The 22,657-nt window shown below is 50.8% G+C and carries 28 protein-coding genes; 11 read left to right on the forward strand and 17 right to left on the reverse strand.

Annotation, left to right across the window (positions count from 1 at the left end):
• Position 1: 1 nt before the first annotated feature.
• Positions 2–526 carry a fimbrial protein gene (locus QNN88_RS20295; protein WP_414241797.1) on the reverse strand — a complete coding sequence of 175 codons (525 nt, stop codon included), beginning with the start codon at positions 524–526 and terminating at the stop codon, positions 2–4.
• 50 nt (positions 527–576) lie between these two features.
• Positions 577–1,107 carry a fimbrial protein gene (locus QNN88_RS20300; RefSeq protein WP_414241798.1) on the reverse strand — a complete coding sequence of 177 codons (531 nt, stop codon included), beginning with the start codon at positions 1,105–1,107 and terminating at the stop codon, positions 577–579.
• Between the two features lie 295 nt (positions 1,108–1,402).
• On the opposite strand from QNN88_RS20300, the gene QNN88_RS20305 reads away from it, so the two are divergent.
• Entirely contained in the window at positions 1,403–2,164 is a 762-nt protein-coding gene (locus tag QNN88_RS20305) for a helix-turn-helix domain-containing protein (RefSeq protein WP_414241799.1), read from the forward strand.
• A gap of 51 nt (positions 2,165–2,215) precedes the next feature.
• Here QNN88_RS20305 and QNN88_RS20310 read toward each other — a convergent pair whose 3' ends face one another.
• Positions 2,216–3,664: a Wzy polymerase domain-containing protein gene (locus QNN88_RS20310; RefSeq protein ID WP_414241800.1), complete on the reverse strand. Its 1,449-nt coding sequence runs from the start codon at positions 3,662–3,664 to the stop codon at positions 2,216–2,218.
• A 580-nt stretch (positions 3,665–4,244) separates the two neighbouring features.
• On the opposite strand from QNN88_RS20310, the gene QNN88_RS20315 reads away from it, so the two are divergent.
• From QNN88_RS20315 to ytfE, 4 genes are all read left to right on the forward strand, one after another.
• On the forward strand, positions 4,245–4,538 hold the full coding sequence (locus QNN88_RS20315; RefSeq protein WP_414241801.1) for a hypothetical protein: 294 nt from the start codon (positions 4,245–4,247) through the stop codon (positions 4,536–4,538).
• 133 nt (positions 4,539–4,671) lie between these two features.
• Complete coding sequence (locus QNN88_RS20320) at positions 4,672–5,496, forward strand: AraC family ligand binding domain-containing protein (protein WP_414241802.1); 825 nt, start codon at positions 4,672–4,674, stop codon at positions 5,494–5,496.
• A gap of 76 nt (positions 5,497–5,572) precedes the next feature.
• The gene (locus QNN88_RS20325; protein WP_414241803.1) at positions 5,573–6,544 is read left to right on the forward strand and encodes a DMT family transporter; all 972 of its coding nucleotides are present in this window, start codon (positions 5,573–5,575) and stop codon (positions 6,542–6,544) included.
• Between the two features lie 82 nt (positions 6,545–6,626).
• Positions 6,627–7,289, forward strand: coding sequence for an iron-sulfur cluster repair protein YtfE (gene ytfE / locus QNN88_RS20330; RefSeq protein ID WP_044257213.1), 663 nt, complete (start codon positions 6,627–6,629; stop codon positions 7,287–7,289).
• A gap of 91 nt (positions 7,290–7,380) precedes the next feature.
• On the opposite strand, the gene cycA is transcribed toward ytfE, so the two are convergent.
• The gene (gene cycA, locus QNN88_RS20335; protein WP_414241804.1) at positions 7,381–8,790 is read right to left on the reverse strand and encodes a D-serine/D-alanine/glycine transporter; all 1,410 of its coding nucleotides are present in this window, start codon (positions 8,788–8,790) and stop codon (positions 7,381–7,383) included.
• A gap of 319 nt (positions 8,791–9,109) precedes the next feature.
• A complete protein-coding gene (fklB, locus tag QNN88_RS20340; RefSeq protein WP_414241805.1) occupies positions 9,110–9,730 on the reverse strand; it encodes an FKBP-type peptidyl-prolyl cis-trans isomerase in 621 nt (206 codons plus the stop codon).
• Between the two features lie 219 nt (positions 9,731–9,949).
• Here fklB and QNN88_RS20345 point away from each other — a divergent pair, with 219 nt between their 5' ends.
• Complete coding sequence (locus QNN88_RS20345; protein WP_414241806.1) at positions 9,950–10,594, forward strand: LysM-like peptidoglycan-binding domain-containing protein; 645 nt, start codon at positions 9,950–9,952, stop codon at positions 10,592–10,594.
• Positions 10,595–10,705: 111 nt separating this feature from the next.
• On the opposite strand, the gene QNN88_RS20350 is transcribed toward QNN88_RS20345, so the two are convergent.
• From QNN88_RS20350 to QNN88_RS20375, 6 genes are all read right to left on the reverse strand, one after another.
• Positions 10,706–11,635 carry a DMT family transporter gene (locus QNN88_RS20350; RefSeq protein WP_414241807.1) on the reverse strand — a complete coding sequence of 310 codons (930 nt, stop codon included), beginning with the start codon at positions 11,633–11,635 and terminating at the stop codon, positions 10,706–10,708.
• Positions 11,636–11,779: 144 nt separating this feature from the next.
• The gene (gene rplI, locus QNN88_RS20355) at positions 11,780–12,229 is read right to left on the reverse strand and encodes a 50S ribosomal protein L9 (RefSeq protein ID WP_012907347.1); all 450 of its coding nucleotides are present in this window, start codon (positions 12,227–12,229) and stop codon (positions 11,780–11,782) included.
• Positions 12,230–12,270: 41 nt separating this feature from the next.
• The gene (rpsR, locus tag QNN88_RS20360) at positions 12,271–12,498 is read right to left on the reverse strand and encodes a 30S ribosomal protein S18 (RefSeq protein ID WP_000135199.1); all 228 of its coding nucleotides are present in this window, start codon (positions 12,496–12,498) and stop codon (positions 12,271–12,273) included.
• Positions 12,499–12,502: 4 nt separating this feature from the next.
• The gene (gene priB / locus QNN88_RS20365) at positions 12,503–12,817 is read right to left on the reverse strand and encodes a primosomal replication protein N (RefSeq protein ID WP_042321531.1); all 315 of its coding nucleotides are present in this window, start codon (positions 12,815–12,817) and stop codon (positions 12,503–12,505) included.
• A 6-nt stretch (positions 12,818–12,823) separates the two neighbouring features.
• Positions 12,824–13,219: a 30S ribosomal protein S6 gene (gene rpsF / locus QNN88_RS20370; RefSeq protein ID WP_042321529.1), complete on the reverse strand. Its 396-nt coding sequence runs from the start codon at positions 13,217–13,219 to the stop codon at positions 12,824–12,826.
• 159 nt (positions 13,220–13,378) lie between these two features.
• Positions 13,379–14,143 carry a TSUP family transporter gene (locus tag QNN88_RS20375; RefSeq protein ID WP_414241808.1) on the reverse strand — a complete coding sequence of 255 codons (765 nt, stop codon included), beginning with the start codon at positions 14,141–14,143 and terminating at the stop codon, positions 13,379–13,381.
• Between the two features lie 299 nt (positions 14,144–14,442).
• Here QNN88_RS20375 and yjfY point away from each other — a divergent pair, with 299 nt between their 5' ends.
• Positions 14,443–14,718, forward strand: coding sequence for a DUF1471 family protein YjfY (yjfY, locus tag QNN88_RS20380; RefSeq protein WP_044257220.1), 276 nt, complete (start codon positions 14,443–14,445; stop codon positions 14,716–14,718).
• Positions 14,719–14,928: 210 nt separating this feature from the next.
• On the opposite strand, the gene QNN88_RS20385 is transcribed toward yjfY, so the two are convergent.
• From QNN88_RS20385 to ulaA, 5 genes are read right to left on the reverse strand one after another with little or no spacing between them, the layout of a single operon-like run.
• The gene (locus tag QNN88_RS20385) at positions 14,929–15,783 is read right to left on the reverse strand and encodes an L-ribulose-5-phosphate 3-epimerase (protein ID WP_414241809.1); all 855 of its coding nucleotides are present in this window, start codon (positions 15,781–15,783) and stop codon (positions 14,929–14,931) included.
• A gap of 9 nt (positions 15,784–15,792) precedes the next feature.
• Positions 15,793–16,443, reverse strand: coding sequence for a 3-keto-L-gulonate-6-phosphate decarboxylase UlaD (ulaD, locus tag QNN88_RS20390; RefSeq protein WP_414241810.1), 651 nt, complete (start codon positions 16,441–16,443; stop codon positions 15,793–15,795).
• A gap of 13 nt (positions 16,444–16,456) precedes the next feature.
• Positions 16,457–16,924 carry a PTS ascorbate transporter subunit IIA gene (gene ulaC / locus QNN88_RS20395; RefSeq protein ID WP_414241811.1) on the reverse strand — a complete coding sequence of 156 codons (468 nt, stop codon included), beginning with the start codon at positions 16,922–16,924 and terminating at the stop codon, positions 16,457–16,459.
• A gap of 9 nt (positions 16,925–16,933) precedes the next feature.
• A complete protein-coding gene (gene ulaB, locus QNN88_RS20400; RefSeq protein ID WP_414241812.1) occupies positions 16,934–17,239 on the reverse strand; it encodes a PTS ascorbate transporter subunit IIB in 306 nt (101 codons plus the stop codon).
• A gap of 15 nt (positions 17,240–17,254) precedes the next feature.
• Entirely contained in the window at positions 17,255–18,652 is a 1,398-nt protein-coding gene (gene ulaA / locus QNN88_RS20405) for a PTS ascorbate transporter subunit IIC (RefSeq protein ID WP_414241813.1), read from the reverse strand.
• A 363-nt stretch (positions 18,653–19,015) separates the two neighbouring features.
• On the opposite strand from ulaA, the gene ulaG reads away from it, so the two are divergent.
• Positions 19,016–20,080, forward strand: coding sequence for an L-ascorbate 6-phosphate lactonase (gene ulaG, locus QNN88_RS20410; RefSeq protein ID WP_414241814.1), 1,065 nt, complete (start codon positions 19,016–19,018; stop codon positions 20,078–20,080).
• Between the two features lie 104 nt (positions 20,081–20,184).
• A complete protein-coding gene (gene ulaR, locus QNN88_RS20415) occupies positions 20,185–20,940 on the forward strand; it encodes an HTH-type transcriptional regulator UlaR (RefSeq protein WP_414241815.1) in 756 nt (251 codons plus the stop codon).
• On the opposite strand, the gene yjfP is transcribed toward ulaR, so the two are convergent.
• On the reverse strand, positions 20,937–21,686 hold the full coding sequence (gene yjfP / locus QNN88_RS20420; RefSeq protein WP_414241816.1) for an esterase: 750 nt from the start codon (positions 21,684–21,686) through the stop codon (positions 20,937–20,939). The genes ulaR and yjfP overlap by 4 nt on opposite strands.
• Positions 21,687–21,868: 182 nt before the next feature.
• Here yjfP and bsmA point away from each other — a divergent pair, with 182 nt between their 5' ends.
• On the forward strand, positions 21,869–22,198 hold the full coding sequence (bsmA, locus tag QNN88_RS20425) for a biofilm peroxide resistance protein BsmA (RefSeq protein ID WP_414241817.1): 330 nt from the start codon (positions 21,869–21,871) through the stop codon (positions 22,196–22,198).
• Between the two features lie 147 nt (positions 22,199–22,345).
• Positions 22,346–22,621 carry a DUF1471 family protease activator YjfN gene (gene yjfN / locus QNN88_RS20430; RefSeq protein WP_414241818.1) on the forward strand — a complete coding sequence of 92 codons (276 nt, stop codon included), beginning with the start codon at positions 22,346–22,348 and terminating at the stop codon, positions 22,619–22,621.
• The last annotated feature ends 36 nt before the right edge of the window (positions 22,622–22,657 follow it).

Here is a 22,657-nt window from a genome sequence, read left to right on the forward strand (position 1 = left end):
GTCAGTAATACTCCAGTTTCAAACGTAGCGTGGTCTGATAAGCCCCAGGCTGAAGCACTTCACCATTACCTTTCAGCGTCAGGGTGTAATCCAGTGTGTTTGCCTGGGTTTCCTGCTGCGCAACCTTCATCGGTATTCCGGGATGAACCTCATTACCCAACGCATCAACGATTCTCACGCCGATTCCTTTCGTCTTTCCGGAGAGAACAAAAGTATTTGTGCTTCCCTGCGCACCATAGAACGTCACCCGAAATCGGTCCCCTTCAGTCAGCGCCTCGCACCCGATTAGCAAGATACTCAGCGAGGTCGATTCACCTTCTCCGTCACGCAAAATTTGCCCCACAGAGACTGGTTTCATCGTGACCAGCTGATATTCCTGTGATGTAGCAATCGAACAGGTGCTATCCAGGATGCTTCCCTCCATGCCGACACGCCCCTTCAGCACAGCTCCTGTTGCCGCCTGTTCCAGCAAGAAAATCGTCAGCATGACAGCAAAAAAATGGCGGATCGCTACGGCTGTCAACATAGGTCCTCTTTGCAAAAATGTGCCTCCCCGTGAAGGGAGGCAACAGGGGCTTATTCGTAAGTCATCATGAAGTTAGCCACGGATGCGAAGTTACCTGGGGTAACCGCGTTAGACGCGCTGCTGCCCTGGACATACGCCTGGAATTCCAGTTCGTTGTTGCCACTGCTCAGCGCAGGCAGGGAGGTTTTGATTTCCGGTTTGATTACATTGCCGCCCAGGTCAGCGATCACAACACCCACGCCAGCACCCTGGCCCGTAACAGCGAAGCTGCCGTCGAGACCCGCAGCCGAGTCACCAGCAATACCGCTAAAGGTGATAGAAGCCTTGTTTGCCGTAGCCGCGTCACAATCGTGAAGTTGAATGTTGAGAGGAACTGGTGTGGATTTACCGCCACCAGCCAACTGGTTTTTAGAAATAGCACCCAGTTGAATAGTCTGGTCCAGGCTTTTAGCATCAATGGAGCATGGTGCATCAATAATGGAACCTTTAAAGGTTATTTTGCCGTGGCCCTGATCATCTGCTGCATTTGCACCTGCAACCAATACAGATGAGAGTGCAATGGTCATTAAAAGCTTATTCATAAATTACATCCTGTTCTCTATATATTTGCATTAAAACAAACCAGGCACATTTATATTGCTTCGGGACCAAGCAACCATCCTAACGAATATATTATTTCGCCAGAAGATCAATATAAAGGAAGGAAGTTTGTTTAATATTATTTAATATGTTTAGTAGCGGTAGCCACCAAACCATGAGTATAATATTAAACATCGGTCGTAAGTTCTAACACAAAAGATATGCATTTCTGGACTGTGTGTTAAAAAATTGCTGCAACATATATGAAATCCGCTGCTACAATCAATGGATACTTTGATGATCAGTAAGTCAATGAATGGTGCTAACATGAGGAGCCCCAAAATAATATCCGAAAATGGACAAATCCAGCAGAACAAGGCCTCTGAGCAAAAGCATTTTGTCTTAAGCACCAATATGGACAAAATCTTTTTGTCACTGGATCAAATTCAACGTCCGGAACAGGCCATGCGCAGGATCCATGATGCCTTGCTACCCTATGCCAGCCCTGTCGAAGTGCGTTCTAACCGGCATGTGCTTAAAGTTCCTGGTGAACAAAACTGCATCTGGCTGGTTTCGAGCGGGAATTTGTCGTATTTTCGCCGCTACGACGATCTTAAGATCGCTATTTCTCCTGCGCCGGTAGTTGCAGGCCTGGCCACACTCTTTTCACCTTTTGACCGTCACGTATACCGGGCTTCCAGGGGGGCAAAAGTGGCGTCACTGAGCTTACCCCTGGCGCATTCTGTGATAAATGATCTGAATCTCTGGAAAGACGTTTCCGAGGTGCTGGGTTACGTTGTACAGATGATGTGTTATCGCGATGAACATCTGGTCAGTAAAGATTCCTACAACATCATTCGTGCTAAGTTAGTAGAATACCTAAATAAAAAAGACCTTAATGAGCTCGACCAAACAGGTATAGCCGCCTATATCCTCAGCACCACGCACCTTTCACGTAGTCTGGTTTATAATTATCTCAGTTCACTGACAGAAGGTGGTTATATAAAGATTGATAAAGGAAAACTTATTGAAATTGTAAAACTCCCTGAACATTATTAGCGATTCTATATTTCCCGGCCTGCACATTTCAGGCTGGGAAATTAAAAAGGGTTAACCTGGCCGCTGCCGATCGGGTGGTACTGTTTTATCGGCAACGCTATAGTACTCATCCCATTGCTTTCGTAGCCAACGGCTGCGGGTGTCATCAGGAATCACCTCATTGATGCGAACCAGATTCATGAAGACCTGTGGATCATTGCGATACTGCAAGAATTGTTGTCCCCATAAAGCATATTGCTTTAGAAGTTCTTTGTCAGGGGTCCGTCTGTATGTGATCAACATGGCATTGTGCTTATCATACAGCCAGCGTTCCCACTGAATCCAGGGGTTGACCAGCGCAGAAGCCGCAGAAAAATCTCTCATCCCCTCACGTTCAAACCTTGTAAGCACTGTCCCTGTCTGAAAACCAGTCGCAAGAAACCATAATCCTGCCGTTGCGCTTACCGTCATACCCACACCCCGGAAAACCCCCTGAGCTTCATATATTTTTTGTTCTTGTGTCGCGATACGACAAATGAGTAACAACGTCATCCAGTGTGGCGTGGACAAAATTAGTGGATATTCCACCATTAAATGGAACCCTATTGGCAAAGCAAGTCCCCAGAGAGCCATATGCTCTCGAGTGGAACGGAACATCAGGAAGAAGTACCCTACCAAAAAAGCCAGCATACCGAAGACAGCCAGGAGGCCACCTTCAGCCCATTCAAATAAAAATTCGTTGTGAGCATGGGAAACATGCTCTCCAAAATACCGGTTCAGAAGACTCAGTGATATTCGCTCAGCCTGGAATTCGTAGCTGCCATACCCCCACCCCAGCAACGGATGTTCCTTTATCATCGCAATAGTCGCCTGAATTATTAACCAGCGATGGGTATTCGAACCCTCTTTATTGACCGTATCCAGCAATTGAAAATAATGGATGCCAAAAGCTTTCATCAGATGGATAACGGCGATGGAAATAATGACCACACAGAAAAAGGCGGGAATGACTCCTTTTGCACGAGGCCGGTTACCCATAAGCAAAATAAAAATGACATAAAGAACACAGCCAAAGATCCCAGCGCGAGACTGTAGTAAATCAAGATTAATGGTAAACAACGCAATAATGGCCAACAACAGTGAGCGAACCTTCCAGTTCTCTGCTTTGAAAAGTAACCACAGCGTGCAGGCATAACCTGTAGCAACAAAACTCGCAAGAACGTTAACCTGCTGAAAAATGCCATAGGGTCGAGTTCCAGGCATAAATTCCTGAAGATTGTCTTCGGAGTGAAGAGAAAGCTGCCAGAAGCCAATAATAGTTTGAAGAAGAGCGCTGACAATGAGAATAAGCAGAAGGATTTTTTTGACCCGCAGCGACATCGGAAACTGCAGCAATGCCAGATAAAACAACATTCCTCCCCACAGGCCGGCAAATCTGGGGAGGGCATATATCTCAATTTCCGGATTCCCCCAGATTAAAGGTAAACAAATCAGGAGACTTCCAAAAATAAAAAATACCAAAGGCCTGTTCCAGCTTAACGATCTTCTGAAACAGATAATAATACCGGCGAAAAGGATCACCAACGACATAGCGAACCAACAGATTATATTCTGCGGTAACCTCATGCCGTCTCCGCCCATATTAGGAAAGTAACAGCACAACATAACAACGTAATAAAATACCAGGCAAAGCATAAGCGCGCGCAAAGATGCTTGCGGATTTTTAAATAAGGTTAACATTGTTTTATTTACTTACCGAAATATTTGAATATTTTGCGTTGAGCTGAAAGTTTAAAATAGTTGTTCGCAGACCACAAGATCAGAAACGTCCATAACTGGACTCTGTATGCAATATCTTGATAACTAATAGTATAGCACTCGTTCCTGCATTTATCGCTCCGTGCGGGGACAGGAGATTTGAGGACATGTCTATTAATGGATAATTTAACAGAAGAAAAAAACGGGATTGTAAAGTAGCATTATGCTTAATCATTATGTCATATGACTGGTTCTCCAGCGCTCTGACATAGAAAAATCAATAAAATACTTCATAAGAGGTCAGTATTTTATTTCAAAGAAAATCATGTCATAAGGGAAAATCATGGGGTCCTGTTATTATAATAAGTTATGTAATGAATTAGTGACCGAGCACAACATCGTTGTCCTGAATAACGCAGATGATTTTGAGAAATGGTACGTGGAGCTTTATGATTTGAGCATGTTTCCCGACACGGATGTTTTAGCATTGCTTAGCGATGAAAGCCCTCAGGACTACCCGTGTATTCCACTTATCTTTGATAAAAAAGAATGCATCATTTATATCAGTGTAGAACTGGCAAAAAGTCTCTCCAGCGAATTGAAAGCAAAAACTGACAAAGCGGCATTACCTTACTGATAGCCAGAGATTCAGCCTTGCGCAGACCGAATGCATCAACACGCTCCTGTAAGTGTTAAAAATCGGTTAATTATGGTGGCATCCCCACGCATCCTCTCTGATAATGACGGAATGATGCGTGAGGAGATACAACGTGCAAGGTGTACCCGAGCAGTTTAGCGATGAAAAAGACAGCGCCCGCTTTCGCCATCTGGCGCAGCTACCGGGCGTTGAGTTATATCACGCGCATATCTCACGCTACGCCTTTGAGCCACATACCCACGAAGCGTTCGGTATTGGCGCAATAGAAGCCGGCGCCGAGCGCTTTCGCTATCGTGGCACGCAATATGTTGCCCCTGCCCACTCGGTCGTGACGATGAACCCGGACGAGCTGCATACCGGCGAGGCCGAAACCGCCGACGGCTGGCGCTACCGGATGATCTATCTGGAGCCTGACCTGCTGGAAGAGGTGACCGGCGTCCGATACTGGTGGTTTCACGACGTCACGCGTCACGATCCGCGCCGCTCGCGTCAGATTAGTTCGCTGATCCACGGTCTGTGGCACACCGATGATCCTTTGGCGCAAAAAGGGTTGCTGCTGGATCTGATCGACACCTTCCAGCCGCTGGCACGTCATGCCCCGGTGCCGAAGGAAGGCACGCATCGCTTTGAGCGCGTACGCGACTATTTGCATGACAACTACATGCGCCCGGTCACCCTCGATGAACTGGCACGCGTTGCCTCGCTTAGCCCCTGGCACTTTCAACGTCAGTTCAAAGCCCATTTCCACGTGACGCCGCACCAGATGCTGATGGCGATCCGCCTGTGGCGCGCCAAAGGCTTTCTGACGCTAGGCATGCCCGCGGCAGACGTTGCCGCCGCGACCGGCCTGACCGATCAATCCCATCTCACCCGCGCCTTTACCCATCGCTACGGCATCACTCCCGTGCGTTATCAAAAGCAGGTTTATTCGCGCTAATGCGCAAGCTCATACAATACGCGCTCCGTTTCCCTGCCTACACTTTTCGTCATGTTTAACGATGTGGATGTAAAGCATGATTAGCGGTGTGTTGTACGCCCTGCTGGCAGGGTTGATGTGGGGACTGATTTTTGTCGGACCGTTAATCGTGCCAGAATATCCGGCGGTGCTGCAGTCGATGGGTCGCTATCTGGCGTTAGGTCTGATTGCCCTGCCGCTGGCATGGCTCGGACGCGTACGCCTGCGACAGCTTTCGGCGAAAGACTGGCTGACCGCGCTGGCGCTGACCATGATGGGCAACCTGATTTATTACGTCTGCCTTGCCAGCGCCATTCAACGGACCGGCGCGCCGGTCTCTACAATGATCATCGGCACGCTGCCGGTCGTCATTCCGGTATTTGCTAACCTGCTGTACAGCCATCGCGATGGCAGGCTTTCCTGGCGACGGCTGGCCCCAGCACTGGTGCTGATAGGCATCGGGTTGCTGTGCGTGAACATTGCGGAACTCAACCAGGGCTTGCCTGATTTTAGCGGCTGGCGCTACGGTTCCGGTATTGCTCTGGCGATAGTGTCGGTGGTGTGCTGGGCGTGGTATGCGCTGCGAAACGCCCGCTGGCTGCGGGAGAACCCGGAGAAACACCCGATGATGTGGGCGACGGCGCAGGCACTGGTGACATTGCCCGTGTCGCTGCTGGGCTACCTCGTCGCCTGCATTTGGCTGCATGGGCAAACGCCTGACTTCTCCCTGCCGTTTGGCCCACGACCGGCGGTGTTTGTAGGTCTAATGGTAGTGATTGCGGTCCTGTGCTCATGGGTGGGCGCGTTGTGCTGGAACATTGCCAGCCAGCGCTTACCGACGGTGATCCTCGGCCCGTTGATCGTGTTCGAAACGCTGGCGGGCTTGCTGTATACCTTCATTCTGCGTCAGGCGCTTCCCCCCATTCTGACCCTCAGCGGTATCGCCTTGCTGGCTATCGGCGTGGTGGTGGCGGTCAGAGCAAAACCGGAAAAACCACGCGTCATTCCGCTTTCAGAGCCAGGCCGTTAATCCTTCCCCCGAAAGGGTTATAGCGCACAATATAAGATGCATTTAAAATGCATCTTATATTATTGAGAATGAGGTAACGGCTATGGCTTATCGCGATCAACCTTTAGGTGAACTGGCGCTCTCTATCCCTCGCGCGTCGGCACTGTTTCGTAAGTACGATATGGATTATTGCTGCGGCGGTAAGCAGACGCTGGCGCGTGCTGCTGCCCGTAAAGAGCTGGACGTTGATGCTATCGAAGCGCAACTCGCACAACTGGCTGAACAGCCGATCGATAAAGACTGGCGTACCGCGCCATTGGCCGAAATTATCGACCACATCATTGTGCGCTATCACGACAGACACCGCGAGCAACTGCCGGAACTGATCCTGCAGGCTACCAAAGTAGAGCGCGTTCACGCCGATAAGCCAAATGTGCCGAAAGGTCTGGCGAAATACCTGACGATGCTGCATCAGGAACTCTCCAGCCATATGATGAAAGAGGAGCAGATCCTGTTCCCGATGATCAAACAGGGCATGGGCAGCCAGGCGATGGGGCCGATCAGCGTGATGGAAAGCGAGCATGATGAAGCGGGCGAGCTGCTGGAAGTGATTAAACACACCACCCAGAACGTGACGATCCCGCCAGAAGCGTGCACCACCTGGAAAGCGATGTACAACGGCATCAATGAGATGATTGATGACCTGATGGAACACATCAGTCTGGAAAATAATGTGTTGTTCCCGCGGGCATTAGCGGGGGAATAACACTTTGCCGGATGGCGGCTGCGCCTTATCCGGCCTACAAACCATGCTTAACTGTAGGCCCGGTAAGCGCTAGCGCCACCGGGCATTGCCATTAACGAACGCCTGCCATCCGCTTCTTACCAATCAGCCACCAGCCCAGACCCAGCGCAATGAACCACAGCGGCGTGACGAGCAGCGCCTGACGGGTATCATCTTCCAGCGTCAACAGCACCACAACGAAGACGAAGAACGCCATACACACCCAGCACATCAGCTTGCCAAGCGGCATTTTGTAGATCGACTTCTCATGCAGGTGCGGACGCTGTTTGCGATACACCAGGTATGAACAAAGGATAATGGTCCAGACGAACATAAACAGGATTGCCGACACCGTGGTGATCATGGTGAACGCGCCAATCACGCTTGGATTAACGTACAGCATGACCACGCCGCCCAGCAGGCAGATGCAGGAGAAGGTCAGCCCTTTCGCCGGTACTGCGCGCTTAGAGAGTTTAGCAAACGCTTTCGGCGCCACGCCTTCCTGTGCCAGGCCGAACAGCATACGACTGGTAGAGAAGACGCCGCTGTTAGCCGAGGAGGCCGCAGACGTCAGAACCACAAAGTTAATGACGCTGGCAGCCGCAGGCAGACCCACCAGAACGAACAGCTCAACGAACGGGCTCTTATCCGGCACCACGGAACTCCACGGCGTGACCGACATAATGACGATCAGCGCAAAAACGTAGAACATGATGATACGAATCGGAATCGAGTTGATGGCGCGCGGCAGGGATTTCTCCGGATCTTTCGTCTCCGCCGCCGTCGTCCCGACCAGTTCGATCCCGACAAAGGCGAACACCGCAATCTGGAAGCCGGCAAAGAAGCCGCTAATGCCTTTCGGGAACCAGCCGCCATCATTCCACAGGTGAGCAAACGACGCTTCCACACCGGTTGGTGACTGGAAGTGCATGGCAATCATCACCAGGCCGACAATAATCAGCGACACGATGGCGACGATTTTGATCATCGCGAACCAGAACTCCATCTCACCGAACATTTTCACGGTGGCAAGGTTAAGGCTCAGCAGCAGGATCACCACCGCCAGCGAGGCGACCCAGTCGGAAAGACCGGGGAACCAGAACTGCGCGTAGGCGGTAATAGCGACGACATCCGCCATCCCGGTCACCACCCAGCAGAACCAGTAGGTCCAGCCGGTGAAATAGCCTGCCCACGGTCCCAGCAGATCCGAAGCAAAGTCGCTAAACGATTTGTATTCCAGATTCGAGAGCAGCAATTCTCCCATTGCGCGCATCACGAAAAAGAGCATAAAGCCAATGATCATATAAACAAAAATGATCGACGGCCCGGCGAGACTGATGGTTTTACCCGAGCCCATAAACAGGCCTGTACCAATGGCGCCGCCAATGGCAATAAGCTGAATATGTCGGTTTGTGAGATTGCGCCGTAGCGACTGTTCAGTCGGAGCCTGTTCGTCGGCGGCGACTTTTACCTGATCTACCATGTTTTATTCTTCCTGTACCTGTCTGTGTTGTGCGGGCTCTGCGGCCTTTAGTGCGTCTGTTGTGCATCTATGATACGACGATCCTATTTTCAGGACTTATCGATATTAGGTAAGAATCGGCGGGATGAATACTAAGATTTAAATATTATGTTAATTATATGTTTAAAGTGAGTGTCATATCACTCTGGTAACGCGAATTAGCTCACAAAAATACACGCAACTGATGCATTTGCAAGATAAAATTCCGATGTCTGGCAAACAGGCAGCGTTATTGCGTATTTTCGTCCCCTCCAGAGCGGAGGGGAACAGAAGTGACTACTTACAGGATTTCCAGCAGCTCGACGTCAAACACCAGGGTGCTGAATGGCGGGATCGACGCACCGGCGCCACGTTCGCCGTAAGCCAGTTCCTGCGGAATGGTCAGTTCCCATTTAGAGCCAACCGGCATCAGGGTCAGCGCTTCAATCCAGCCTGGGATCACGCCATTAACCGGGAATTCTGCCGGTTCGCCGCGGGCAACGGAGCTGTCAAACACGGTACCGTCGATCAGTTTGCCGGTGTAGTGCACGCGAACGCGGTCAGTACGCGCCGGGATAGCGCCTTCGCCCTGGGTCAGCACGCGGAATTGCAGACCAGACTCCGTGCTGTTCACGCCCTCTTTCTCACGGTTCTCTTCCAGATATTTCACGCCATCTGCGGCCATCGCCTGGAAGCGTTCGCGACGTACGGCATCCGCACGTTCATGAATTTCACGCAGCGCGCGATGCACCACATCAACCGGCACGGCTGGCTGCTTGCCTTCCAGCGCATCAGCGATACCGGCAACCAGCGCTTCAGGCAACAGCCCTTCCAGTCCGGATTCGCTCAGTTGCTGTCCTACCTGCAAACCAATGCCGTAGCTTGCTTGCGCTTCGATAGTGTCAAAAGTCGGGGTTGCCATCGTATTTCCTTTCATCGGATATAAAGTAGCGGGCAGCATAACAGCCACACCTCCTCCGGTAAAATGTTGTCTCGGGGAGGATGACAAATCACGACGAAAAAGAAACAATAGGGATATTCCCCTGGAGATGTATCAAAAACGGGGAATATCACGAACATCATAGCGTTAGCTGTCTATACTCTATGATTGAGGACTGAGACGCGGAGCAGGAGGAAAGCCATGCCCGGGCGCTTTGAATTAAAACCAACCCTGGCGAAAATCTGGCATGCACCGGACAATTTTCGCATTATGGACCCGCTTCCGCCTATGCACCGCCGCGGCATCATTATTGCGGCGATTGTGCTGGTCGTCGGTTTTCTGCTCCCCTCAAATGACACGAACGATACGCCATCGGTAACCCGTAACGCGCAACTGGATCTCCAGTCGACGTCGCAACCACCGACCGAAGCGCAGCTTCAGGCCCAGATTGTTGCCCCGCAAAACGATCCGGGACAGGTTGCTCCCGTCGCGCCGGAGCCCATTCAGGAAGGACAACCGGAAGAGCAACCTCAGTCACAGCAACCGCAAACCCAGCCTTTCCAGCAGGATAACGGCATTGAGCAACAATGGCGCTCCTATCGCGTCGAGCCCGGTAAAACCATGGCACAACTGTTCCGCGACCACGGACTGCCGCCAACAGACGTATATGCGATGGCGCAGGTTGAAGGTGCCGGCAAGCCGCTCAGCAATCTGCAAAACGGACAGATGGTGCAAATTCGCCAGAATGCGAATGGCGTGGTGACCGGGCTGACTATCGATACCGGCAACAACCAGCAGGTACTGTTTACCCGTCAGCCTGACGGCAGTTTTATTCGCGCACGTTAATTCATCGCGCCATAGCCTGCCAGGCCTGATACGCGTAGCGCCATCAGGCACATCAGCGCAGTGCCGGATAGCGGCTTTTGCCTTATCCGGCCTATAATGGCATTGGCGGTGTTACCGCTTCACCTTGTTGACCCACCAGATCCCCGAGCACACCAGCACCAGCGCAATCGCGTATTTCCACTCCAGGATATTCTCGCCAAGGAAAATCGCGGACAGCAACGCGCCGGAGACCGGGATCAGGAAGTTAAACGGCGCAATCATCCCCACGCGGTTGTACTTGAGCAAGATACTCCATAGCGCAAAAGCCACCGAAGAGAGCAACGTCAGATAACCGAGAATCGCCACCGATGCGAGTCCGTGAACTGCCAGTGTGCCGCCAAAGACATAACCACCAATCACCAGAACCAGACCGCCAATCCCTAACTGGTAACCCGTCATCACCGTGGGATCCACGGTCTGAGAGAGTCGCTTACCGTAAAGCGTCGCGGCGGAGAGAATAAATGCCGCCAGTACAATCGAGCCATCGCCCGCCAGGGTAAAACTAAAATCCAGCAGTCCGCTGTTGAAGTTCACCACCATCACGCCGGCAAAACCAAGAATACAGCCCAGCGTTTTGTTGTAGCTGAGCTTGTCGTTCTGATAGATGAAATGCGCCAATAGCACGCTGAAGAAGGTGCCTGTGGCATTCATGATCGATCCTTTCACACCGGTCGTGAACGCAAGGCCGATGTAAAAGAAGATGTATTGCAGCGAGGTTTGCGTTACCCCCAGCAGCGTCAGTTGTCTGAACTGCCGGGAACTCAGGCGACCAATCGGCTTACGCTGCGCCATCGCCAGCAGAAGTAACAGCAGGCCTGCAAACAGGAAGCGGTATCCGGCGAAAACAATTTTCGAAGGGATATCGTCAGCGGCGATCTGGAAGATCTCATAACCGCTCTTTATGGCCGGATAGGCACTGCCCCAGAGCAGACAACAAAACGCCGCGCTCAGCCAGACGACATTTTTACGCGCAAACAGCGGTTGCGGGTGCGGAGTATCCATTCATCACCAGATTGAAATTATGTTTTATTTTTAGTGATTATCCCGAAAAGGATAAAGAATAGCCAGCACGAATAATGAGGGGAGCAGAAAAGCAAAACGCCGACACAAGGCCGGCGTTTCGTACGAGATTGTCAGAATAAAAACTTATTCTGCAACAACGTTAATGGTCAGCTTAGCGAAGACTTCGCTGTGAACCTGGAAGTTCACTTCGTGCTCACCAGTGGTACGCAGAACGCCGTTCGGCAGACGAACTTCGCTCTTAGCCACTTCAACGCCAGCTGCAGTTACTGCATCAGCGATGTCACGGGTACCGATGGAACCGAACAGTTTACCTTCGTCGCCTGCTTTAGACGCGATAGTAACGGTTTCCAGTGCGTTGATTTTCTCTGCGCGTGCATTTGCAGCAGCCAGAACGTCAGCCAGTTTAGCTTCCAGTTCAGCGCGACGTGCTTCGAAGTATTCAACGTTTTTCTTGGTAGCAGGAACAGCTTTACCCTGTGGTACCAGGAAGTTACGAGCATAGCCCGCTTTAACGTTAACCTGATCACCCAGGCTACCCAGGTTTGCTACTTTATCAAGCAGAATAACTTGCATTACCTTATCCTCTCAAAGTCGTATTAATGGACCGTGACCGATTACTGATGACGATCAGTGTACGGCAGCAGAGACAGGTAGCGAGCGCGTTTGATAGCGCGAGCCAGCTGACGCTGGTATTTTGCACGGGTACCGGTGATACGGCTTGGGACAATCTTACCGCTTTCGGTGATGTAGTTTTTCAGCGTAGCGATATCTTTATAGTCGATCTCTTGAACGCCTTCCGCGGTGAAACGGCAGAACTTGCGACGACGGAAATAACGTGCCATATGGCTAGTCTCCAGAATCTATCAATTCAATCTGCTCGGCATGCAGAACCATTTTGCTCAGGCCGTTCTTTGCCTTGTGGCAAGAAATGAACCCCTGAACCGTTACTGCGCTACCGACCGTTATACTGTGAGTAATGGCCTGGTTTTCGTGTCCGCTAACAATCACGGGCATTTGGCACCACGCCTGCCGGTGAAATCCGGCTTCCTCCTGCACAGAACGATGCTCAAGCACGAACTGGCAGTGCGGAATTCCTGATGGACTGACCTTTCGAAGGGGGGTCCTGCACACGGTGCCGGACAACACCAGACGGTTGGTCATCAGAAATTACTCTTCAGAATCCCCAGCTTCAGCATCATCTGCGGTTTCGTTTGCGAAATCATCGCGACGCTCACGGCGCTCGTCTTTCGCTTTAACCATCGGAGATGCTTCGGTAACAGCGTGCTTAGTACGCATTACCATGCTGCGGATAACGGCGTCGTTGAAGCGGAAAGTTGTTTCCAGCTCATCGATCACTTCCTGCGGAGCTTCAACGTTCAGCAGAACGTAGTGTGCTTTGTGCAGTTTGTTGATCGGGTAAGCCAGCTGACGGCGGCCCCAGTCTTCCAGACGGTGGATCTTGCCTTCTGCACCAGTGATGGCAGCAGAGTAACGCTCGATCATACCCGGAACCTGTTCGCTCTGGTCAGGATGGACCATAAAAACGATTTCGTAATGACGCATCGAATTGCTCCTTACGGATTATTCAGCCTCCTGTCTGGGTCAGCCGCGGCCCATGGAGGCAAGGAACGTGTTAAAGGTCGGCTGAAAAATTGACGCGTCATAATACTGGTGTCAGGCGGCAAACTCAAGGTGATTCCTGGAATATTTGTCAGGACGCCCTTAATACATATCCAACAACATTTTGCCGCTGATGCAGATGGAGACAATCACGATCATCGGCCTGATGACTTTCTTGCCGCGAGTGAGGACTACCGACGCCCCCAGGCGTGCGCCAACCGCTTGTCCGACGAACATCACCAGTCCCAGCGACCAGATCATTTTCCCGCCAAAAATGAAAAAAAGAATAGAGGCGATATTGGAAGCAAGATTGATGAAATTAGAGTGAATTTGCGCTTTATCGATGCTGTAGCCCCACAACAGTATGTAGCTCAAGGTATAAAAGGAACCAGCGCCAGCACCGAGAAATCCGTCATAAAAACCGACACACCCTCCCCCAATCAGAGAAAAGAGAAACAGTGACACCTGCTGCTTCTTTTTCGGCTCGGTGAGATTGGGGGCGAAAATAAAGTAGAGCGCCACCGCGATGATGAGTACTGGCAACAACTTTCTCAGCAATTCAGGTTCAATAAACTGGATCAACGTCGTCCCCAGCGCAGACCCCACGAACGCGGCGATAAAGACATATTTATGCTCCTGGACGTTGATATGGCCGTGGCGCAGAAAGTAAATCCCCGACGTCAGTGAACTGCCCAGCGCCTGAATCTTGTTGGTCGCCAGTGCGTTGGCAGGAGGTAAGCCTGAGATCAACAGCGCACCAATCGACAAGAACCCCCCACCGCCTGAAACCACATTAATAAAACCTGCTATCAGCGCCACCATGAACATAATGGCAAAGTAGCTGAAATCCATGAATGAAGTATCCATTTCTTTTTGCCTTATTATCATAAAGTTAACTTTATGTTTCGACTCACTATAAGCGGCGATGGTCGGCAGCGATATTGACGATTCGGTAAGTGTTCTTGCCAGAAAAACAGGAATTTTTGCCACAACGAAACGGGCTAGCCGGTTGTTTACGTTCAGAAAGCACGGATCGCGGTAATTTTTTGAACAACTGCATCAGAAATGGTCGCGATTGACCGACAAAGTAGCGATTAAAATTAAATCAGACGTTATCGACTTACAGGAGAAATCGCTAACCAGAGTCTGCTGTTGAGGAGGTAGGTATGCGAATCCGTTTTGTCACCCTTCTGGCGGGACTGTTGCTCAGTGCAAATACGTTCGCCGCCATTGAAATAGACCACCAGCAAGCCCGAAACATGGATGATGTGCAGAGCTTAGGCGTCATTTACATCAATCATAACTTCGCTACTGAAAGTGATGCAGAAAGGGCACTGAATGAAGAGACCGACGCGCAGGGCGCAACGTACTACCACGTGATCCTGATGCGGGAACCCGGTAGTAACGGCAACATCCACGCCAGCGCGGACATTTATCGCTAGCACCAGGAAAGTCCAACGAAAAGAAAGCCATAGTTTGACTTGCCCCCTGTTCAGGGGGCTTTTTTTTACTTCTGTCCGTACCCGGCGTCAGAACCCTGCTTGTGTATGAAGAAGATCGGTCGCGCTGACGTTTCCCCAGGTCAAAGGTCACTAAGCCATAGTGCGGCAAATCTCAGTTAGCATCACAAACCTGCTGCTTTAACTTTTGCATTATGCCGCCTCCACCAGACCCGCCTTGACCATGCGCGCTGTTACCCAGTCACGCGCCTTCGCAACTTCCAACGCCGGATCGTCTGCCGTTTCACTCCACATTTCAATCAGATATGGTCCGCAGTATCCGCCCTGTCTGAGCGTCTCAAAACAGCGTTCAAAATCGACGACACCTTCACCAAACGGCACATTTTTAAACACACCGGGTCTGGTATCTTTAATATGAACCGCCACGATATGTCCTATACCAGCCTGAAGCTCCATCTGAACATCGTTATCCCATGCAGAAAGATTGCCGATATCAGGGTAAAGCTGGAACCAGGGGTTATTCAGATAATGCGCATAGCCTAAGGCCTTACTGATCGAGTTCATAAGTGGGTAATCCATGATCTCCATCGCCAGTGTGACCTGCGCACGACTCGCCATTTCCACGCTCTCTTTCAGCCCATCACGAAAGCGTCGACGCGTTTCGTCATTTGCCTTCTGATAATAAACGTCATAACCCGCCAGTTGGATGACGCGAATGCCAATATCCTGAGCGAACTGAATGGCCTTACGCATAATGTCCAGTCCCTGGGCTCGCACCGCATCATCTTCGCTGCCCAATGGAAAGCGTCGATGGGCGCTCAGGCACATTGACGGTATCCGAACACCGGTCTCTGCAACAGCGCTTACCAGCGCTAATCGCTGCTCACGGTTCCAGTCTAATCGTGCAAGACGGGCATCGGTCTCATCCACCGACATTTCCACAAAATCAAAACCCAGCGCATTTGCCATCCGCAGACGTTCCAGCCAGCACTCCCCGGCGGGGAGCGCCTTTTCATAGATGCCCAGCGGATTCTGTTTCGACAGCATATCCGTTCCTTATCCCCATAATTGGGCAATAGCGCGTTTGAACTGCCGCGCCGCCTCAACCGGAGAAGCTGCATCGCGAATGCTGCGACCCGCAATAAAAACGTGAATCGGAATACCGGCGAATAAGGGCAAATCATCCAGCGCCAGGCCGCCTGTGACGGTCACTTTAAACCCCATATCAGACAGACGTTTGATAGCGCTGATATCCGTTTCCCCCCAGGCTACGCCTGCTGCCTGCGCATCTCGACTGCGGTGATACACAACCTGCTGAATACCCGCGTCACGCCACTCCTGCGCCTGCTCCCAGGTCCAGTAACCGGTCAACTCGATCTGTACATCGCCGTTAAACGCTTTCGCCACCTCCAGCGCACCTTTAGCGGTATTGATATCCGCACAGCAGATCACGGTCACCCAGTCAGCATTGGCTTCAAAGCACATACGAGAGAGAATTTTGCCCGCATCGGCAATTTTGGCGTCAGCCAGCACGATCTTGTGCGGGTAAAGCGCTTTCAGGTCACGGACGGCTCGTACACCTTCACCAACACACAGTATCGTGCCGACTTCAATGATATCGACTTCTTCAGCAATCAGGCGCGTGGTCTCATAAGCATGAGAGAGCGTTTGGTTATCCAGTGCGACCTGCAGCATGGGTAATGACATTTTACTGTTCCTTCTAAATAGCCGCCGCAGTGGCGTGATCAATTAAATCCAGGACGTCCTGCTCAGTACGGCAGGCACGTAAACGGTCGAAATTGGATTCGTCTTCAAACAAATTCACGATCTGCATGATGCCCACTTCCTGATGCGTATTAGCATCGACTGCCGCCATCGTGATCAGAATATCGACCGGGTCATTATCTTCGTGATTAAAGGCCAGTGGCTTTTTCAGCGTGACCAACGCAAACCCTGTTTTCTTCACCCCTTCTTCCGGGCGACCATGCGGCATCGCCAGTCCAGGCGCGATAACAAACCAGGGGCCAAACTGTTCAACGCCATCAATAATGGACTGGTAGTACCGCGGCTCAACCACATCAGCCGCAACCAACAGATCGACGCCAATTTTCACCGCATCCTGCCAGGTATCGGCTTCCGCCTGTAACCGGATGGAATGGTTTTGCGCCAAAGAATCACGTAATTTCATATGGCGTCCTTACTTCACGTCTTGTGGGAAATGAGCATTGATCACTTCCAGCAGCTTTGGTCCAAAGTCAGCCGGGGACAGCATGTTGCGTACGCCTACCACATATTTATTGCCCGTTACGCTGATCTCCCCGGCGATATGTGTGGAAGCGACAATGATGTCTGCACCAGCCAGCTCACTTTTGTATTCGCCCACAGCACAACTGTTTACCGTATGATCGATATTGGATTGGGTCAGAAACTGGTCCACTTTCATTTTCATGATCATGGAACTTCCTTGCCCGTTGCCGCAGACAGCCAGAATACGTACCGTCATAATCAAAACTCCTTATTAAGCAGAGTGTTCTGCCAGTTGTTCTTGTGCATCTTCTTCAGCACGCAATGCGCGTCCTGCGAAGAACATGTAAGCCAACGCGATAATTAACATCACGGCCATAAATGCAATGCCGATAGAAGCGAAGCCCTGCATCATTGGCGGTGCCAGAATCGACCAGTCGGCCATGCCCATCCAGGCACTCATCCCCGTGAGTTTTACCGCCCAGACACAACCAAAGATCTCAATCATGCCCATCACCAGACAAATCTTCAGCGCCGCGCGCCAGCCACCAAAGTGGTTAGCAAAGACGCCGATGGTGGCATTCGAGAAGAACATCGGGATAAAGCCCGGGATAATCAAAATGGAAGAACCGAAACCGACCAGGATACCCACCGCAATTAATTGACCAATGGTGCCCCACATAAAGCCCCAGACCACCGCGTTAGGCGCAAAGCTATAAATTGCAGCGCAGTCAATCGCCAGCACGGCACCGGGAATCAAACGCTGGGAAATGCCGTTAAAGGCTTCAGAGAGTTCGGCGACGAACATGCGTACGCCCTGGGTAATGATGAAAATCGCGACAGCAAACGAGAAACCGGTTTGCAGAATGTAAACCGTCCAGTGAGTCTTGCCCGCCATCACCTGGATGGTATCAATACCGAAAGAGAGCAGGATCGCGCCAAAGAAAATCGTCATCACAATCGCCGTGGAGACGATGTTGTCATGGAAAATATTCAGCCAACCAGGCAGCTTAAGTGCCTCAACACTCTCTTCTTTTTTACCTAAATAGGGCGCGATTTTATACGCAATCCAGGAAGCGAACTGCTGCTGATGACCAATTGAGAAACCGCAGCCGTCGGTCACTTCCTGGGTCGGCTTATACATCATATTTGAGGTAATACCCCAGTACAGGGAGACCAGCACTGCCGTGCAGATGATAGTGGTCCACATCGAATAGCCAAAAATATAGAGAGAAACGGCAATCAATCCCGCCTGCTGAAACATGATGTGTCCGGTCAGCATGATGGTGCGGATCCCCGTGATACGCCGCAGCAGGACGTAGCCAATATTCAACGCCAGCGCCAACAGCACGGCATATCCGACCCAACTGTACGCGTCTCCCATCCGTTCTATGGTGGCCATCATGGAGGCGTAAGTATCAGAAATCGCGCCGTTAATGCCGTAAACCTCGGACATCTTCGCCACCACCGGTTTGAAGGTGCTGGTCAAAATACCCGAGCCTGCCTGCAACAACATGAAACCGATAATCGTTTTGATTGTGCCTTTAATAATAACGCTGACACTTTTACGCAACAGGGTATAGCCAAGACAGGTCACTATACCCAGCAATAGCGGGGCATTAGTCATTACCTGGTTAAAGAACACAGTAAAGATGTTGTAGAGGATCTCCATAACGATCTCCAGTTGACGAAGTGGCCGGGTGCGATACCAATCCCGAATATTGAGCACTCACTTTAGTTTTCAAAAATAATCACAACAAGATTGAATTTGATTAAATGTGACACGACACGCAAATAATTCCCACCCACTTTAAAAGGATTATCCCCTTAGGATAAAACCAACAAATAAAACCAATAAAAACAAAAAGATATGCAAGATCAAAAAATACAGAGCCGCTTAAAGCCATCAGGCTACCGCTCTGTTTTCGCCGTTGACTCAGGAAGCAGGCCATTGCCAACGTGAGAAAAAAGTGTCATCTTAAATCAAAACAAATCATTAATTGATTACATATGAAGAAAATGAAGGTAAATGGCGATGAGTAAAGTGAAAAGCATCACACGTGAATCATGGATCCTGAGTACTTTTCCGGAATGGGGAAGCTGGCTGAATGAAGAGATTGAACAAGAGCAAGTCGCGCCCGGCACTTTCGCCATGTGGTGGCTTGGTTGTACGGGAATCTGGCTGAAATCCGAAGGCAGCACCCATGTGTGTGTAGACTTCTGGTGCGGTACGGGTAAGCAAACTCATGGAAATCCACTGATGAAAGCCGGACATCAGATGCAACGAATGGCGGGCGTAAAGAAGTTACAACCTAACCTGCGCACAACACCGTTTGTTCTCGATCCCTTCGCAATTCGTCAAATAGATGCCGTACTGGCTACCCATGATCATAACGATCACATTGACGTCAACGTCGCTGCCGCCGTCATGCAAAACTGTGCCGAAGACGTACCGTTTATCGGGCCTCAAACGTGTGTCGATCTGTGGATGGGATGGGGTGTACCAAAAGAACGTTGCATCGTAGTCAAACCTGGCGACATCGTAAAAGTAAAAGACATTGAAATTCACGCTCTTGATGCATTTGACCGTACGGCATTAATCACCTTACCGGCCGAACAGAAAGCCAGTGGCGTCCTGCCGGATGGCATGGACGCACGCGCAGTTAACTATCTGTTTAAAACGCCGGGCGGAACCTTGTATCACAGCGGCGATTCCCATTACTCAAACTATTACGCGAAGCACGGCAATGAACATCAGATTGATGTTGCGCTCGGTTCTTATGGTGAAAACCCGCGTGGCATTACCGACAAAATGACCAGCGCCGACATACTGCGTATGGCGGAAGCCCTGAACGCCAAAGTCGTTATCCCATTCCACCACGATATCTGGTCAAACTTTCAGGCCGATCCTCAGGAGATTCGGGTGCTGTGGGAGATGAAAAAAAATCGTCTGAAATATGGCTTCAAGCCGTTCATCTGGCAGGTTGGCGGCAAGTTCACCTGGCCGCTGGATAAAGATAACGTTGAATATCATTATCCGCGCGGCTTTGACGACTGCTTCACCCTCGAGCCCGATCTGCCGTTTAAATCTTTTCTGTAATACAAAAAATGCCGGGATTTTCCCGGCATTTCCTCTATTTACTTTAGTATTTTCAGGCTATTTCAAATATTATCTTTAAAAATCATTTTGTATCGGAATAGCTCATGACTGAAGCGCAAAGACATCAAATCTTACTGGATATGCTGGCACAGTTGGGCTTTGTCACGGTTGAGAATGTCGTCGAAAGATTGAAGATTTCCCCCGCGACGGCAAGACGAGATATCAACAAACTCGACGAGTACGGCAAGCTTAAGAAGGTCCGTAATGGCGCAGAAGCCATTACTCAACAACGACCACGTTGGACCCCAATGAATCTGCATCAGGCCCAGAACCACGACGAAAAGGTACGCATCGCCAAAGCCGCTTCCCACCTGGTTAATCCAGGTGAAAGCGTAGTGATCAACTGCGGCTCAACCGCCTTCCTGTTGGGGCGTGAAATGTGTGGCAAGCCGGTGCAAATCATTACTAACTATCTGCCGCTGGCAAACTACCTGATCGATCAGGAGCACGAAAGCGTAATTATCATGGGCGGTCAGTATAACAAGAGCCAGTCGATCACCCTGAGTCCACAAGGCAGTGAAAACAGTCTCTATGCAGGCCACTGGATGTTTACCAGCGGCAAAGGATTAACCGCTGATGGCCTGTATAAAACGGATATGCTCACCGCTATGGCTGAACAGAAAATGCTCAATGTCGTAGGAAAACTGGTCGTACTGGTAGACAGCAGTAAGGTGGGCGAGCGCGCGGGTATGTTGTTCAGCCGCGCGGATCAGATCGATATGCTGATAACCGGCAAAAACGCGAATCCTGCTATTTTAAATCAACTTGAGGATCAAGGCGTTAGCATTATTCGTGTTTAGAGATGCTGACGGAAAAACGACACCGTTGTGGTCAGCGCTTCGGGTGTGATGCGATGGCGCACACCCGCTTGCCACTGGCAAGTCAGATTATGGTCAAGCCCGGCCTGAATCATCGCCTGCTGTAAACGGAAACTTTCCGTCGCTGGCACCACATCATCCTCCTGCCCATGCCACAATAGCAACGGTCTGTCGGCCAGTCGGTCAAGTTGTTGCGACACGTCCCATTTCGCCAGCGGGGCGATGATGCGGGCAAAAGCCTCCTGTCGGGCAGGCGTATCGAGGGCGCAGGGGGGAAACAGCGTTCGCGCCAGACAGGTGAAATAGCCCGACCCCATCAGGCTGGCGACACATTTGACTTCCGGATGCTGAGTCATGATCCCAAGCGCGGTCATAGCTCCCATCGATGCCCCTCCAACCGCAAGACGCTCATCCAGCAGCCAGTTTTCTGCGCGCAGAGCCGCACGTAACGCCGTAAATTCCTGCATGTTTTGCAGCAAAATCTGCCAGAAATGGCCCATTCTCGCCTGTTCGTCACCGTTGAAACGCGCCCCATGCCCGGCGGCGTCTGGCATAATGACCCGAAACCCGGCCTGCGCCAGCGCAACGGCAAAGTAGCTGTAGACCAGGCTGGAAGAGGTAAACCCGTGGTAGAAAACAATACACGGCAAAGGCATGTTGCTTTGGCCCGAAGGAAAAGCGTGAAGCAGGTGATGCTCTGCCAGTTGACGAGTTTCAATTTCAATCATTTGCGACCTCTTTTGGCTCTGGTATGCCACCCGTCACATTATTAAACAAGGTGACGTGTTCAACAACGATTCATAATGTTGAGAACTGGATTACGCTTTCACGACATTTTCATTCGAAAATCGCGTGGAAGGTAACATTTTGGGAACATTCCCCCAAAGGGAAATGAATAAGGCACTACACTATGGCTATCAGGAAACGAGATAGAGTGATGCGTTGGTTAACCTCTTTGATGTTGGTGATGCTGTTAAGTGGATGTAGCATTCTTCAGGGAACGCCGCAGCCAGCACCGCCCGTCGCCGATCATCCGCAGGAAATTCGTCGCGATCAAACACAAGGATTGCAGCGAATGGGAACGGTGACCTCTCTGGTCAGAGGCTCTCCGGATGATGCAGTCGACGAAGTCAAAGCGAAAGCCGCCGCAGCGAAAGCCGATTATTACGTTATTGTCCTGGTTGATGAAACCATCGTGACGGGACAGTGGTATTCGCAGGCCATCTTATATCGTAAATAATCATTGATGGAATTTAATCCAGTTTCACGTAGCTTTACGCCTCTATACGTTTACCTGTGCACAATAAACCGACAGCAGGAGGCTGGACGTTTATTTCGGCGATGGAATGTCCTGCGCATTGCGGGGAAACGTAAAATGGAGCTGACGATGAAACAATCTCTTGCCTTATCCTCACTGCTGTTAACTGCCGGACTGGTGAGTACGACGGCGCAGTCTGCCGAATTCGCGAGTGCGGATTGTGTGACTGGCCTCAATGAAATTGGCCTGATCTCTGTCAGTAATATTTCCGGAAACCCACAGGATGTGGAGCGTATTGTCGCGTTAAAAGCCGATGAACAAGGTGCGTCATGGTATCGCATCGTTCAGATGTACGAAGAGCAGCAACCCGATAACTGGCGCGTACAGGCCATTCTGTACGCGTAACAGATTGCCGGATGGCACAGCCGCATCCGGCAACGT

The organism is Citrobacter sp. ANG330 (assembly GCF_047467925.1).
GTDB lineage: Bacteria > Pseudomonadota > Gammaproteobacteria > Enterobacterales > Enterobacteriaceae > Citrobacter_A > Citrobacter_A amalonaticus_G.